Origin of the sequence: Paenibacillus pabuli NBRC 13638 (assembly GCF_001514495.1) — a bacterium.
Classification (GTDB): domain Bacteria; phylum Bacillota; class Bacilli; order Paenibacillales; family Paenibacillaceae; genus Paenibacillus; species Paenibacillus pabuli.
In genome coordinates this window covers 461,048-476,488 of record NZ_BCNM01000001.1, presented here as the reverse complement: position 1 = coordinate 476,488, position 15,441 = coordinate 461,048, and the positions used below count along the sequence as shown (strand labels likewise).

Annotated in this window: 9 protein-coding genes; all 9 read right to left on the bottom strand. The window is 50.5% G+C overall.

The window, feature by feature from the left end:
- Nucleotides 1-12: 12 nt before the first annotated feature.
- Nucleotides 13-2,505 carry a glycosyl hydrolase family 95 catalytic domain-containing protein gene (locus tag PPA03S_RS01655; RefSeq protein WP_062319149.1) on the bottom strand — a complete coding sequence of 831 codons (2,493 nt, stop codon included), beginning with the start codon at nucleotides 2,503-2,505 and terminating at the stop codon, nucleotides 13-15.
- Nucleotides 2,506-2,585: 80 nt separating this feature from the next.
- A complete protein-coding gene (locus tag PPA03S_RS01650; RefSeq protein WP_062319147.1) occupies nucleotides 2,586-3,731 on the bottom strand; it encodes a glycoside hydrolase family 88/105 protein in 1,146 nt (381 codons plus the stop codon).
- A 127-nt stretch (nucleotides 3,732-3,858) separates the two neighbouring features.
- On the bottom strand, nucleotides 3,859-5,916 hold the full coding sequence (locus tag PPA03S_RS01645) for a hypothetical protein (protein WP_062319146.1): 2,058 nt from the start codon (nucleotides 5,914-5,916) through the stop codon (nucleotides 3,859-3,861).
- Nucleotides 5,917-5,969: 53 nt separating this feature from the next.
- The gene (locus PPA03S_RS01640; RefSeq protein ID WP_062319144.1) at nucleotides 5,970-8,264 is read right to left on the bottom strand and encodes a helix-turn-helix domain-containing protein; all 2,295 of its coding nucleotides are present in this window, start codon (nucleotides 8,262-8,264) and stop codon (nucleotides 5,970-5,972) included.
- A gap of 87 nt (nucleotides 8,265-8,351) precedes the next feature.
- The gene (locus PPA03S_RS01635) at nucleotides 8,352-10,583 is read right to left on the bottom strand and encodes a glycoside hydrolase family 88/105 protein (RefSeq protein ID WP_062319143.1); all 2,232 of its coding nucleotides are present in this window, start codon (nucleotides 10,581-10,583) and stop codon (nucleotides 8,352-8,354) included.
- Nucleotide 10,584: 1 nt separating this feature from the next.
- On the bottom strand, nucleotides 10,585-11,913 hold the full coding sequence (locus tag PPA03S_RS01630) for a Gfo/Idh/MocA family protein (protein ID WP_062319140.1): 1,329 nt from the start codon (nucleotides 11,911-11,913) through the stop codon (nucleotides 10,585-10,587).
- On the bottom strand, nucleotides 11,910-13,448 hold the full coding sequence (locus PPA03S_RS01625; RefSeq protein WP_062319139.1) for an extracellular solute-binding protein: 1,539 nt from the start codon (nucleotides 13,446-13,448) through the stop codon (nucleotides 11,910-11,912). Before PPA03S_RS01625 ends, PPA03S_RS01630 begins: the two co-directional genes overlap by 4 nt.
- 23 nt (nucleotides 13,449-13,471) lie before the next feature.
- Nucleotides 13,472-14,341: a carbohydrate ABC transporter permease gene (locus tag PPA03S_RS01620; protein WP_062319888.1), complete on the bottom strand. Its 870-nt coding sequence runs from the start codon at nucleotides 14,339-14,341 to the stop codon at nucleotides 13,472-13,474.
- Between the two features lie 2 nt (nucleotides 14,342-14,343).
- Nucleotides 14,344-15,279, bottom strand: coding sequence for an ABC transporter permease (locus tag PPA03S_RS01615; RefSeq protein ID WP_062319886.1), 936 nt, complete (start codon nucleotides 15,277-15,279; stop codon nucleotides 14,344-14,346).
- Between the last annotated feature and the right edge of the window lie 162 nt (nucleotides 15,280-15,441).

Sequence of the window (15,441 nt, the reverse complement as noted above, 5' to 3'; positions counted from 1 at the left end):
TTAAGCTTTCGATCATCCAAATGCTGACTGTTCCAGAACCAGTTCGGCCCCTGCTTCAAGATCAAGCTCATAGGTGCCATTCTCATCAGACTTTAAAATGCCGACGTTTTTGCTGAGCAGCTTACATGCATTAACCCATTTCGGCAGTTGAAGCTTCGTCTTGATCCGACGGCTGGTGGTGAGTTCTGCCCGGAATAATCCTGATGTCCGATTCCATGTAAAAGACAGGCTGCCTCCGGGTATACCCCAGTTGTGGATAGAACCCCGGGCCCACCGCGCGGGCAGTGCAGGCAGCAGTTTGATCCATTGTACGGATACATAAAGCAACATCTCCTGTACTGCATTAACCCAGCCCATATTGGCATCGAGTTGAACAGGGGCTGCGGGCATGGACATACATACACCCATATTGCGCCAGTCGTTATGCAAAGTATAACCGTTATTGAGCAGACAGGAGCGCGCAAGCATATCGAGGCATTCAAGCGACCGTTCGCCATTGCCAAGCCGTGCATATATGGATGCCATGTGCGCAAGGGACCAGCCGCTCTGTGCTCCAAGCCGTCGCTGATTGACAGCCTGCTCAAAGGCATGAAACAGCTCCGGCTGCTCCTCCCGGTTAACCTCCTGTCCTGGGAAAACAGGGTACAGATGCGAAAGGTGACGATGATCTCGTCGGTCTTCAAAAGCAGGATGTATCCATTCTTTCACCGCCCCCTCCGCGTTAAGGACATAGTTGGGCAAACGCTCCAGCATGGCTTCCCAGCGCGGAATTTCGGCAGAGTACATCCCGGCAATTCGACTGCCTTCAATAACATGTTGAATCAGTTCCTTCATGATTGCAATGTCCATTGTGGCATTGACTGCTGTAGGCATCGGGTGGGCCAGCTGCTGTCCGTCCTTTGGCATAAAGTTGTCCGGTGTATTCTCAGGCGAGACGGAAGGGTATATCGTATATTTGTCGTCTGCACCCAGCACCAGAAAATCTTCATAGAACTGAATCGCCTCCCTCATAAAGGGCAAAGCCTCTTCCAGCAGAAACCGCATGTCCCCTGTAAACTGGTAATGCGTATAGTAATGTCTGGCCAACCACCCGGCAGCACCTGTCCAGTTCATGATCACCGGAACAATCTGGTTCGGGAGTCCCATGCCCGGTGTTGTTCCAGCCGGGATGTAGATCCCACCGCAGCCATAGAGCTTGCGAGCATTGTCCCTGAAGTCCTCCATCAAACCGTTGTAATAACGGAACATGGATCGATTCAGATGGGACAAGCCACCTACAGCGGTGTGCCAATACATCATCTGCACGTTCTCATTGGCCATATTGTGGCCCCAGATTAGTCGGTAATCTCCACCCCATAATCCGTATAATCCAAATGGCAAATGGCTATCCTCAGCTGTTCCGCTAATGAAGAGGTACCGGCCATAGGCCCACATCTTGCGAACCAGTCCGGTGGGAGCTGCGCCTTCATAGGCTTCCAGAAGCAAGTCTTCATTGCTGCGCCCATCATCAGCCTCATCATCCAGATCAAGCTCAGCCGACCGAAATAGCGGTTGATGCAGCTTGCAATGTCGGGCCAGCAGTGTAACATAGTCACTCTCAAGCATCGAAAGTTCATCCTTTAACCGCTCCCATTCCTGCTCTCGCCTGCCCGTGTCAAACATTTTGACAAGAACAAGCACCTTACCAGTTGTTTGGAAATGGAGCTTCCCGCTGAGCAAACTCTCTGTGTGTTCACTTTGCTTTTGTTGAGCCTTACCTGGAATGGGAACGTTGCCCATAGACTGGCTTACTCTGTCTGCTGAAATTTCTTTCCGAACAGAAGCATTTTCTTCCTGTATCAGTCGCAGTACCGCACCGTAGTCCTGTCCATCGTCATTTTGGCCGCCATAAAACAAGTAATTTCCACTCTCATCTTCATCTGCTCTCAAGGTTACTGACGACTTTAATTTGTTGAACTCATCGTCTTCTCTCACTCGATCGCCCGGTGGAAATTGAAGGCCCACTGTCCCTGACAGCCATGGGCTGTCTGTTGTCCGCGTTGCCTGAACGCTAGGTTCCTCTTCCAGTCCGCAGGCTTGGATTTCATAGACAATACAATCATCCGCACGGGAAACGAACAGGCTTCTCGAATAATTCCGTCTTCCGTCCAACCACCGGATGTGTACCTCCCCTGTGTCCATATTCAGTTCCCGCCCATATTTGCGAAAAGCATGCTCGCATGCCATGGACACTGTCATGGCAGCAAGCGGAAATCGGGAGAATAACCTGGAAGCATAGCCTTCGGCTTGCAAGGCATGCGTCAGATGCCAGCTCGCCTCCAGATACCGTCCCCCATCCATCAGCTGACGGGTTTCCGGCAAGGTATGACTGACATCGGGCAGCTTATCTTTCCGACCCCAGTGCCATAATTCACTATGTTGCAATAGAACCATTTCATCCTGAATACCGCCCTGGACTGACGCACCAAGCTTACCATTTCCGGAAGGAAGCGCTTCTCTCCACATCCCTTGCCACCAGGAAGCAGGATACCTTAGCAACAACTTGTTCCTGTTTAACCTTGTGTCTGTGTGTTCTCTGCGATGGTTCACGCTTCATCCGCTCCAAGTCTCTCCATTTCAATACTGGCTAGCAGGAACGGGGCTACACCCATCTGCACATCACTGACGACCTGTTCACTGATGTAATATTCATAAGAACCGTCCCGATATTTCTTCCCACCCAGTCCGGCACCGTGGCAGATCTGGTGCAGATGCACTCCCTTTTCATCCTCGGTGACCAACCGCTTCAAGATGCCCGCATACGCATACTCGACGACTTTACGATCCAGTTCAGCAAGATAATGCAGCCGCAGGCCTTTCGCAAGTGCATAGGTCAGCATACAGGAAGCAGAGGCCTCCAGGTAATTACCTTTTATTCCATTTTGATCCATAACCTGATACCAGATTCCGCTGTCCTGGTCCTGGGCATGCGCGATCGCATAAGCCATACGCTCAAATATGCCCATGATCTGTCCTCGCTGCGGATGATCCACCGGAAAATGCTCCAGGGCATCCACCACGGCCATCGCATACCAGCCCATGGCCCGGCCCCAGACATGGAAGGATTGGCCGGTATTCTGGTTACACCAGCGTTGCTCCCTGCTCTCATCCCATGCGTGATGCAGCAAGCCAGTCCGCGGATTGCGTGTCTTTCGCTCAATCAGCAGAATCTGGCGCGCCACTTCATCAAAGCTATCCGGATGATCGAAAGTGCTCGCATACTCAGCCAGAAAGGGAGAAGACATATAGATGCCATCTAGCCACATCTGGAATGGATATATTTTCTTGTGCCAAAATCCGCCTTCACTCGTTCTTGGCTGTCCTCTAAGCTGCGCAACGAGGTGCAGAATCGCCTGATAATATTTGTCATCCCCAGAGCGTCTCCACTGGCTGAACAGATTTTTGCCTTCATTGATCATATCCAGATTGTAATCCTCCAGTCGGTAGGTCCGAATGGTGCCATCGTTCTCGATAAGGGCATCCATGTGATGGTGAACAAGATCGGCGTATTTAGGCTCTCTATTCCATGCAGCGGCGCGTTCAAGAGCCATCAGCGTCATCCCTCCGACATACCCCCATTTGCCCGCAATCTTGGGGTGGTTACCATCCTGACATTCGGAGAGCAGCGTGTCTGCTATCTTGACAGACATTCTGCGTTCTGTTGTAACTGTCCTTGCCGAATTTTCGACCATAACGAAATCCTCCTTCTGATGGGCTATGCCATCTGTACAGTTATTTCGGTATTGAAGTTCAGACAATGCGGTTATCCTCTGCTGGAGAACAAAACAATACACTAGACATTGGAATACCGTTCGGTTATCACATCAAGGGGTTAAGCCCTTCCCACTTCACGGACCAGCTCCCATCCCGCGGGAAACCTGGATTTTCTCCTTCACCTGCCCCTTTCCAGCCCGCAGCCATCATGGCGATAGCGGTCAGCAGTCCGCCATTGCCAGGTAAATAAGCCCACAGCCCCGGTCTCTGATAGTTGTGTCCATTGGGTAAGTACGTGTTCTTTGTGGCATCCATCAGCAAAAAATCAATAGCCAGCTCCGGTTCACCCAATCGGGCTGCTGTCATGGCACACATGGGAAAATCCCATCCCCATGCGGATTCCCAATCCCAGCATTCTTTGACCTTGAGCAATGTATTTCTCATGATCTCCGGGTTGATAAGCGACCCGGGCAGCAATCCGAGGGCTCCAAGCATTGAGGGATGATCATGGTTCTTGTCGGTATATGTGTCCGGGCAATTCTCGTGCGCAAGATAGACCCCATTCTCGTGACGGGGCTTCGCCATTTGCGCAGCCACCTTCGCCCAGTCCGGATTGGCTGGCTGATGAAGCCGCTCTGCCCACAGCATGGCAATCTCCAGGCCATATTTCCAGTACTCCAGTTCATAGGGCGGATTTAGACTGTTGTTCATGGCATGATTCTCCTGCGCCGGGATAAGCGGAGGGCCAAGCACATAGTTTTCTCTTTCCCCATCCCAATGCGCGTAGGACACCATAAAGTCAGCTGCTTCAAATACGATGTTCTTGTAATGTTCCAACAGGGCAGGCTCAGGCTGCGTTCTATAACACATCTCAGCCAGTGCCATTGGATGTGGCTGCTGCCAGATCAGGCCTGGAGCTACTGGTGACGGGGTCTGCCGCCCGTTATAACCGACCATTTTGGGCCAGCGTGCACCAAAATAACCTTGAGAACGGGCCAGCTCTCGGGCTTCAGGCAATATGGTCAGGTACCAGTCCATACTGCTGCGCAGCAAGTTGGCACGGTTCCAGAGCGGGAAATGCGCCGCATGCCACCAATGCATCTCCAGATGCATTTTGCCAAACCAGCTGTTATACATATAGCCGGTCTCCTGCGGAGGCATGGACCCTCCGCTGTGCACGGCACATAGGAACTGGGACAGAACTACCCTGCGCTCCAGCTCGGCAGCACGAGGATCTGCACTGCCTTCAAAATCGATCACTCCCCCGCTGTTCCAAAATTCTTTCCAGTAGAGCGAACTTGATTGCAGCACAGCTTCTGTGGGCAACGTCTCAGGCTCCCTGGCGGCAAAGGCTATACTGCATGACCAGATGTCGGAGTTTTGGACGGCCTCGGGAAACAGTGTAAATTCATGAGTTCCGGTCTGTTCCAGGTGACCTGCGTCCCAAACCCATTTCACACCATAATCATCTTCATCCAGTACACGTTTCAGTGAAGCGGACGTTCCGTCGACTGTTGTCAGCTCGGTAGAATGCCTCTCTTGATGGTTCCAGTCGGGAAATACCGATTTGGACCAGCTCCGATGTGTCATATCAGGTGATGGAAAAACAATAAATAATTGCAGACGCCCCGCACGGATTAATCCCGAGTGTATACGAATGGCCAGACAATCCAGCTTCGGGTCACAGACTGTCTCCACACGTACTTCTGACCCTTGCACAGTGAACTCACTCTGCAGGACCCCTGTCCACAGATTCAACTCTTGGCGTACCGGAACTACATCGGTGGCATCTGTTTCCTGCCCATCCTCTCCCAGCAGACGAAATGAAATGCGTCCAAGGTGAAGACGATGCGGGTTCTGCCTGAGCCAGTGGTAAGCCTCTTCCTTGTTTTCAGGCTTCATGGGATACAGCACCTTGCGTCCGTATGTCTCAAATGCCTGATAGGCGATATCGTGATCTCCGAATACTTGATGACCGCCCGTGTAATGCCAACCCCAATTGGACTGTGTACCGAGTGGTATTTCGTAGAGATCAGGGAAGCTCTGAAGTCCGGTAAAATCAGCACTGAACGCAAATTCTCCATTGCCTACAGACAAAGGTGATCTGGGCTCAAGCTGGGTCAATACCGGATGGTTTCTGGTGACAACCGATTGACGATCCATGATTGGCTGTGCCTCCTTGTTATTTAGCGTGTTCAGTGCAGCTGCTCAGGGATTTAGGATTCCAGCAGTGCATCCCTTCGGTTTCGCATCATCTCCCTGTATTTCCCCGGTGTAATGTCCTTGTATTTTCGGTAAACCCGAATAAAGCTGTTCTCATGCTGATAACCCACCATGGAAGCGATCTCCGAAATCCTGTAATCCGTATCCAGCAAGAGTTCACAGGCACGTTCCATCCGGAGCTTGGTAAAATATCCGTGGATCGTGTCGCTCATCTCCTGCTTGAACAACTGACTGGCCAGACTGCTTCCAATGCCGGCATGCTCGGCAATCTCCTGAATGCTTACAGGATCCTCCAAGTGGTTGTTCATAAATGTAATCATCTGTTGGCATAGGATGAAATCCTTGCTAAGCATCAGACTGCCGAACCATTCGGCCAATGTTCCTATCTGCTGCCTAAGCAAGTCACAGACAGCCTCCAGATGCATGGTCCGCAAGCCGGACACTTCAAGTCCGCAGCCTTCCGTCTCGCGGTTCACTCGAATGCGTTCAAGTGTAGCTGCGACAGCTTCCAGAAAGGCCATTGCGGATGAAGGATGCCATTGCTCGTACCTCATCCGGCTGATCATTTTGTCCAGTGCCTTCATTGCCTCTTCTCCCCTGCCGGCTTCGACAGTTTCCGTTAGCTGGGTCATGAACTCATGTTTTTCAGATGTGTTCTCCGGCAGTTGCTTGCCAGATATCTCTTCAAACAAAATGACACGTTCATATCCCCGATACAATCTGTAGTCGAGAGCACTCTCCGCTTCATGCATCGCCCGTTGAAGCTGCATGAGCCCTTCGTGATAATCACTAACTCCGCTCGACACCTTGAACTTGAGCAGTTGAGGAATCATGCTAATCGCCTCACCAATTGCTGTCCCTGCCCTAGAGTTCCTCCACGGCTGAAGCGGCTGGAGCATAACCAGCATCCGATCGCTGCCCATATCAGCAGTTAGGACTCGCCACTGTCCAGACAGCAGCTCGGCAATAATATTGGCTATCGCAAATTTCAGCAGAGAATGATCTGACTTCTTGAAGCGCTCACACCAGGCATGATAATCATCAATGGACAACATGGCGATAGCCAATGGCTCATCACTCCATTCCTTAAAGTAGCGCCTCCATTTCTCGCCCATTTCGCGGTTTCCTGTCATGTTCCCGTTATAAATGTCCATCAGAAATTTGGAGGAAGCTTCCGGAAGGGTTTGCCTGAGATTAATGGCCTGCTGGGCATGATCCGTTAGCAGTTGCCCCATTATTTTCTCCAGATCAATCTGTTCCGGACTGATCCGCTCCTGGTCGTATCCGCTGAGCAGCTGCCTCATCCGTCGTACCGGTCTAAAAGCAGCTGCATTGTAGAACGTAATTGTGGCGGCTCCTGCCACAAGTGCCAGCAGAGATACTATAAAGACAATATTGCGGATCTTCTGGGCATTAGCCAGCAGACTTTCTTGCGATATCACTGACAGGTAACGCCATCCGGTATACGGTGAAATGGTCTGAGAAGCCAACAGAATCTTACCTTCGTGCTTAAATTCACCAAGTTTCTCACCGTCCAGTTGTGTCAGCACCTGACTGACTGCTCCCTCTCCAACGGCGTAATTGCCGAGATCATATAGCGGCTGGTTGTCGATATCCAGGATGAATCGATGGCTGTCGAGATCAGAGACGGAAGAGAGCAGCATGTGCTCAAACATTTGCTCCGTCTTGAAATTCACGGCGATAATGCCCTTTAACTCGCCAGTTATCATTATTTTTCGGAAAAGTGTAATTTGCGGCATCGATTGACCTGAACCTGTGGAGATCTTGCGTTGTTTGACCAGAATAGGGCGCTCTTCAAGTTCATCGGCTACGCCTACCCAATCCGAATCCGGGAAATTGGCTATGCTGGAGCTATAGCCTTGTGGAAAAGCAACCATGCTCTCCCGGGCCATATCGTAAATGTAAGCGCTCTTAATAAAGGGCGTACTGCTGATTAATGTTTCCAAAAACTGTACCAGCTCCGTAATGTTGCGGTAAGATCCCTGTACTTCATTCGTGAGAAATTTATACACGTTTCCGTTCAGTGCTATTTTTACTGCGATCTGGTCGCTTTCGCGAATCACCTCATCAATATCATTCATGCTGATGCGCAGCATCTGGTGCTGCGGTTCACTTAATTCCTGTTGCAATACCGACTTGGAGGAATAATATGTAGTCATCCCCACCGCAATAATAATCATGAAGACAACAACGGTCAGAATAAGCAGCAGCCGGGTCTGGGGATTGGTAAAATTAAATTTTAGCCACTTCAGAAAGGAAAGGGTCACAATTATCCCACCTTATATGCAATATACCGATATTATACCGTTCCCCTTTGCCCAATACGACCCGGCCCAACATCCTATTTTCTCCCCTTAAACTGATCCATTCCCCATTTTTCCCGGTGTTCCGATCATTTCCGCTGCGTGAGTCGATGTGCTCGCCTGCCATTCATGCATGGAAAGAGTCTCAAGTCCGGCAAGAAGCACAATGCCGATCCCATGTGTATCATTCAGATTCCAGCCCAGTTCATGCTTGTAATATTGGTTGGAGAAGGAGTAGCTGGAGCCGCGACACACTCCGTATACATTGCCTTGTTTGTCGATTGCATGCCGTGTAAGCCCCTTCCACCCCTGCCGCACAGCCTGTATATAAGGTTCGGGGTTCATGAACCAACCCAGACGTGCCCCGCGGGCATACGAATAGATAAACATGGAGGTGCAGGACGTTTCTTCATACGACTGCGGGTCAGTCAATACTTGATGCCACAATCCGTTTCTACCCTGTAGTTCCAAATATCCTGCACACAGTTCCCTGTAGAACTGAAGGATATCCGTGAAGGAAGGGTGCTCTTGAGACAACACCGTCAGCAGCTCGGACAAGGAGAACAGCACCCAGCCGTTTCCTCGCCCCCATGGGGTTTGTGTCGGCGCACCGCGTTCCACATCGAATACATGCGACATGATTTGCCGCTCAGGGATATAGAGGTATTTTTTATACAAAAGGACCTGTCTTGCCGCTTCGTCCAGCACCTTGTCATCACCCGACCATTCAGCGTACCTGCACAGGAACGGAATGCTCATATACAGATCATCACACCACATGGTGTTATCCATCGTTCTTGAGACACCAACCTTGCGGTATAAGGTGCCATCTTCCAGACGGTCCTGCTTATGCAGAATATAGTCTGCGATATGAGCTGCCGTCTGCGTGACACCTTCCAGCTTTCGCTCCTGATCAGCCAGCAGCATGGTGGCGCCGAAAGATCCGCAGTCATCCAGACTGTCGATATGTGAGAGCTGATTATTCAGGCCTGCAGCACCATATCTTGCCCTATCCCACAAGGAATAGCTGAAACGTGAAGTGGCAAACTCAATATGATTCAGTACATAATCGCGAATATCCGGGCGCTGTCCCGCTTTGCCAAGCTGAAGCAGGCCATATAGAGTCACGCCAAGCGGATAGTTCCATCTGCCGAACCATTCATTCTCCAGGAACGGACGGACCTCTCCTCCTGGCAACCCGGTCCGCCAATACACTTCTTCACCCGTACCGCTGCGAGTTGTCTGCCTCATCGTCTGACAGGCAGCCAGATTGATCTCCTGCCCTCTTTGAAAAGGACCCAGGTACAGCCATTTGCCACTGTAACCTTTGATTTCCTGCGCGGGAGTGAGCAGCTTATACGCAATCGGGTCCAGTTGAAACCCCCAATCCTGCTCTCCACACATACAATTTGCGGTCAGGTTATGACTGACCGCAGACAATTGCAGCTCGAAGCGGAAAGTTCCTGCCTGCTCTTGTCTGAAGACCAGCTTCCCGTTCACCGAAAATTCCACCGGGCTGAAGGCTTCGCCGGAAAATACTACAGGCTCTCTGCCGCAATGCGAGCCGTTTATTTTCGCCCACGCATAAGCAGACATTCCACTGCACAAACCATACATCCGTGCCAGCTGTCCGAAAGGTGCTACCGCTGCGGGTTTTTCCTCTCGTGGCAACCAGCTCACTCCGGTAGCCTTCTCCCCAAGTGGACCAGAAGGGATCTCCTGCAGGGGAGCGTCCAGTGGCTCCGTGTAGAGCCAGCCTTCCTGTCCCTCTCGCTCCAGAGAAGGGACAATGAAGTGAAGTGGTTTGTTCTTCCTGGAACCTGTTCCGAACTGGCCACCGAGCCCCTTTTCACCTAAGCTAAACTCAAGAACGAAATGATTCCAGCCCTTAACCAGCCCGCATTTCAGTTTCAATAGGGGCATCGCAGGATATTCTTCATCGGGAGCGGAGCCGAAGACCCCAATACCATTATGGTATAGCCTGAGTGGACCGTAGCATGTCACATGAAAGGTAAATTCCTGGTCACTGTCACTCCACAGTTTTGCCCAAGCGTAGACCTGTTGCCCTTTCCCCATATCGGGGAACAATACGCCCAGTGGAAAGCTGTATCGATGATCATCACACTTGCGCACTGGTCCTGACCTGCTCACTCTATAGACCGGAGGATGTGGGGGATTGGCTCCAATGTACCTTCCCGCAATGCTCGTCAAGGTGTGCATGATGTCCTCACCGCTCTGGTAGGCCATGCTCTCCTCCGACTCGAAATAAGCGCGTCTGCTCATGTCACTTCTCCCTCCCTTTGTTCGTGGGTACTCGGCTGTTCCAACCACCCAGCACTTCGTCTACGGTAATCGGCCGATGCTCTTCCACGGATCGCCATACTGCTTCTCCAGCGGCAACGGAATAAGCGCCGTCTTCAGCGCCCGACAGAATTCGGTAAGGGCGTCTCTTATCTTCGCCGAGGAAAATATCCTCCAGCAGCAGTGGATCTCCTCCTCCATGCCCGCCTTCTCGATGGACAACATGGATCGTTTCTTTTGAACCAAAGAGCGGAAAGTAATCGATCGTCTGAACGGGTGTGGGAAAAGGTGTCCGGGCCGGCATATGATACTCCAATGTTTCTAGCCGGCCCTTCGTGCCATTTACCGCCAAACGGTACCCTTCGTATGGAAGTGAGAAATTGACCGAATAACTCATCAGCGCACCGCCGCTATATTTCACGGTTGCGGCATACGTGTCTTCAATCTCAATAGTGGAATCGAAGATACACTGGTCGGGACGGTATGAAGTGTACGGAAACTCCTGCTGGCCTGCTGTACCGAGTTGGTTCAGATGGTCATCCGGTACCCGAATCTGACGACTACGGGACGTCCAGCGGGAATAATAGGCGCAATCTTCTGAGACATGGCATGTACGGCAATGTCTTCCGTCCTCCTGTGCCGGATTCCATTCGCCTTCAGCCCCGTAATAGTTCAGTGCTCCATAGGCAAAAACTTCAACTGGCTTTTGATTGATCCACCACTGGACCAGATCAAAGTGATGTGTACTTTTGTGGACCGACAGACCGCCCGAAAATGCCCGTTCACGGTTCCAGCGTTTAAAATAACTGGAGCCGTGATGGGTATCGATATACCAGTTAAGGTCTATGGAAGTGACGCGACCGAGTTTCCCCTCCTGAATTAATTCCTTGATGTGCATGTGGATCGGCATATACCGATAATTGAAAGTTACGATGACGTTGCCTTTACTTCTTGCTTCTGCTTCAAGAATGTGTCTGGCATCAGCGCCTGTAGTCGTCATCGGCTTTTCGGTGATAACATCGAGATCCCGCTCCAAAGCGGCAACAATATAGTGGGCATGGGTATCGTCCCTGCCAGCCACGATGATACAGTCAGGCCGAGTCTCATCGACCATGACCCCAAAATCCGAAGGGCCATATACTGCTACTTCTGTGTGCTGTGGGAACCGGGAACGATAGACCTCAAACCGGGCAGGATCGGTATCCAGCAGGGCGACTACCTCTGAGTTATGGGAAAACAGTTCATGAATTGGTTTCGCGAATTGTCCCAGTGCTCTGCCACTGACCCCACATAGGGCATATCTTTTTTTCATTTCCTCACCTTCTCATACCATTCCTGCACACGCTGGGTGACCACTTCGCCTCCAGAAGCATTCCATTTCTTCACATATTCATCATAAGCCTCGATCGGCAGCTCGCCGATGACGATCTTGGTCAATACCTCTTGAAACAGCTTGTGAGACTGGATATCAGGAAAACCTTCATACACAGAGGCTGGCAGACCGTCACCTGCAATTTGCCGCGCATCAGCAGTACTGACTTCGAACATGTCTTTGACCATTTGCTGCTGATCTTCCGGATATGTCTCTTCAATCCGCTTATTCATGTCTTCTGCTGTGGTGAGATTTTTCATGCCCAAGGCAAGCGGTTTGTTGTCAGCAGGTGGAAGAATGACTTTGCGTCCATCCTTGACTTCATGCTGCTCACCTTCAAGACCGAAGCGACCAAACTCATCATTTTCAGGATTATAGAAGAAGTCCAGCAACTTCAGCGCATTTGGCGCATTATCCTGTTTGGTGGCTGGGATCATCCATTCCGGTTCACCCATGCTCTTCTGGGTGACAAAAGCTTCAAATCCTTCAGCTTTGGGCAGTGGCATTGCCGCAATGTAAGCATCTGGAGCCTGGGTTAACATCGCATTATACCGATCACGTACATTTGCAGGCAAATGGTACCAACTGCCCACGAGATTATTGTTGATTTTGGCTTGCCACACTTCCCCTTTGTTCAGGAAGGTTTCGTTATCGAGCAGCTTTTCTACATATAACATACGGATGAACTTGATTGCTTCCCGCATATTATTCGTGGTCCCGGCGTACTGGATCTTGCCATCGTATTCATCCCATTCGGGATATCCTTCCCACATGGCTACTCCGTACATCGCGAACAGATGGTCCATCCATCTGCCGAATTCCCTACCACTTGTCGGCAGTTCATCCGCTTTGCCGTTGCCGTTCGGGTCTTTGTCGCGAAAGGCTTTAAGCACCTCAACATATTCATCCGTAGTCTTTGGCATATCCAAGCCGAGCTTATCCAGCCAATCTTTACGGATCAAAGGTGCACGTTCAGGCACGAGGAACACTTTCGGCACATAATAGATTTTGCCGTCAGGCGAAGCGGAGCGTACGATATCCCAGGCTTCCTGAGGGATATTTCCCCAGACATGCGGGGCATATTCGGGCAGCAATTCATCCAGTGGCAGCGCCCCACCCTGCTGAATCAGTGTTTGTTCGACCCCCCCGATCGGACGTAGAATATCCGGCAGCTCATCTGATGCGATCATCAGATTCAAATATTCAGATGGCTCCGAGCCAGGAGGTGTTGTAATCAGCTCATACTGAACTCCTGTCCGTTCAGCAATGTATTTCACATGCGGATTATCAGCGGTGGGCAAGCTGCCAACACCCATATGGCTCTTGAATACTTTGACTTTGATAGCCCCGGAGTTCCCTTCGCCATTCCCCCCGTCATTGCCTGGATTCGCAGCATCGGAACCACAACCGGCTACCAACAACATGGCTATGCTGAGCACTAACGGAACAATCTTACGGGTCAGTTGTCTTCTCATGGAATCATCCCCTTGATCATGATTTATTCTTTTAGTGATCCTAGCAGTGAACCTTTCACAAAATATTTCTGTAAATAAGGATACACCAAAATGATGGGAACGCTTGCAAAAAGAATCGTCGCAGCCTTTAACGTCGTTGTATTGAAGTTGTAATCGCCCAGAAACATGTTAACCTGAGCTAATTCCTCGGGGCTGGTTAAGTAGGCTCTTAGCTTCATCTGTAGCGGCCACAGCCCTGGATCACGAAGGAAAAGTACTGCACGCTGAAACGTGTTCCAGTATCCCACCGCATAGAACAGGCTGACCGTGGCCAGTACCGGCTTGGAAAGCGGCAGATAAATCTGAAACAGGATTCGAAAATCATGACATCCGTCAATCCGGGCGGTGTCATCCAGCTCTTTTGGCAAGCTCATAAAAAAAGTACGAAGAATAACCATGTTAAATGTGCCAATGACACCCGGTATGATCAGGGACCATATCGAATTCATCATACCCAGCTCCCTTACTGTCAGGAAGAACGGGATCAGCGGCGCATTAAAGATCATCGTAATGACGATGCCCAGCATCACTTGTTTTCGAATCAAGAATTCTCTGCGCGAGAGCGGAAAAGCGGTCAGCACTGAAAACAGCATACTAAGAGCGGTACCCGCTACCGTGATGAATACGGTTACACCAAACGATTGCCATAAGCCCGAGCTTTGCAAAATATGCTTCCAGGAAGCGAAGGTAAAGCCGATCGGCCACAGGAACACTTCCTTGGAGTCTGCCGCAACCGGCGAACTTAGGGAAACCGCCAGCAGATGAAGCAGCGGAAGGAGCATCGTAAAGGCCGCAACCGTCAGGAAGAGATAGTTGGCTACTTGAAATGACTTTTCTCCAATGGTCTGCTTCATCATTACCACAACCCCTCTCCGGTTTTTCTTGCCAGCCTATTGAAGACCCATAGTAGAATAAAGCCGATAACAGATTGAAACAGACCAATGGCTGTCGTCACGCTATATTGTCCTTGCAGTACACCCGATCGGTATACATACGTTTCGATGATATCCCCTACTGAATAGGTCATCGGTGTTAGCAGGTTATAGATCTGATCGAAGCCCAGTTCCAGAAAGTTGCCAATATTCAGCAGAAACAGGGTTAAGATGGTCGGGAACAACGCAGGCAACGTAATGTAGATCGTCTGTTTCCACCGATTGGCTCCGTCCATCACGGCCGCTTCATATTGAGTGGGATCAATGCCGCTGACTGCAGCGAGGTATATGATCGTTCCCCAGCCCACCTCTTTCCATATGGAGGACAGGACGACGATAGGGCGGAAATACTGCTCCTGTTGCATATACAGAATTGGCTCATATCCGAACCATCCACGCACAGCGTTTACAAATCCACCTGACGCCAGCACCTCAAACACGATCCCCCCGACGACGACCCAGGAAAGAAAATGCGGTAGATAGAACAGACTCTGCAAAAAGCGCTTGGCGAGCATTTTTCTCACTTCGTTAAATAACAGCGCCAGTAGAATGGGAGCAGGGAATCCGATCACCAGTTTATATAAAGCAATCAGAGCCGTGTTCCGAAGGACATGATAGAAATCCTGATACGTAAAAATAAACTTGAAATTATCCAGACCCACCCAAGGGCTGTTCCAAATGCCTTTCATAATCTGAAAGTTCTGAAAAGCGATTACGCTTCCGCCCAGTGGAATGTACTTGAAAATAATATAGAACAAAATACCGGGAAGGATCATGACATACAGCATCCAGTGTTTTCGGATGTTTCGCAGATAGCCTTTTTTGACACGTTTATTGACTGTAACTCCGGGTTGTAGCATCGATGTTTCCGACAGCTCAGCCATACGATTTTGGGCCTCCTTTTAGCAAATGATGGTGTGAATGACGAGCAGGCTCCTCTGTTCACATGTTAAGGGGGAGCGGTGTGAACTACAATCGTGCAATCAGCCATCGAATGAACCAATCGCTTGCGGGACGCGGGT

Excerpts from the sequence above, each read along its gene's own strand:
- PPA03S_RS01655 (WP_062319149.1), bottom strand. The coding sequence starts at position 2,505 with ATGTGGAGAGAAGCGCTTCCTTCCGGAAATGGTAAGCTTGGTGCGTCA.
- PPA03S_RS01650 (WP_062319147.1), bottom strand. The coding sequence starts at position 3,731 with ATGGTCGAAAATTCGGCAAGGACAGTTACAACAGAACGCAGAATGTCT.
- PPA03S_RS01645 (WP_062319146.1), bottom strand. The coding sequence starts at position 5,916 with ATGGATCGTCAATCGGTTGTCACCAGAAACCATCCGGTATTGACCCAG.
- PPA03S_RS01635 (WP_062319143.1), bottom strand. The coding sequence starts at position 10,583 with ATGAGCAGACGCGCTTATTTCGAGTCGGAGGAGAGCATGGCCTACCAG.
- PPA03S_RS01630 (WP_062319140.1), bottom strand. The coding sequence starts at position 11,913 with ATGAAAAAAAGATATGCCCTATGTGGGGTCAGTGGCAGAGCACTGGGA.
- PPA03S_RS01625 (WP_062319139.1), bottom strand. The coding sequence starts at position 13,448 with ATGAGAAGACAACTGACCCGTAAGATTGTTCCGTTAGTGCTCAGCATA.
- PPA03S_RS01620 (WP_062319888.1), bottom strand. The coding sequence starts at position 14,341 with ATGAAGCAGACCATTGGAGAAAAGTCATTTCAAGTAGCCAACTATCTC.
- PPA03S_RS01615 (WP_062319886.1), bottom strand. The coding sequence starts at position 15,279 with ATGCTACAACCCGGAGTTACAGTCAATAAACGTGTCAAAAAAGGCTAT.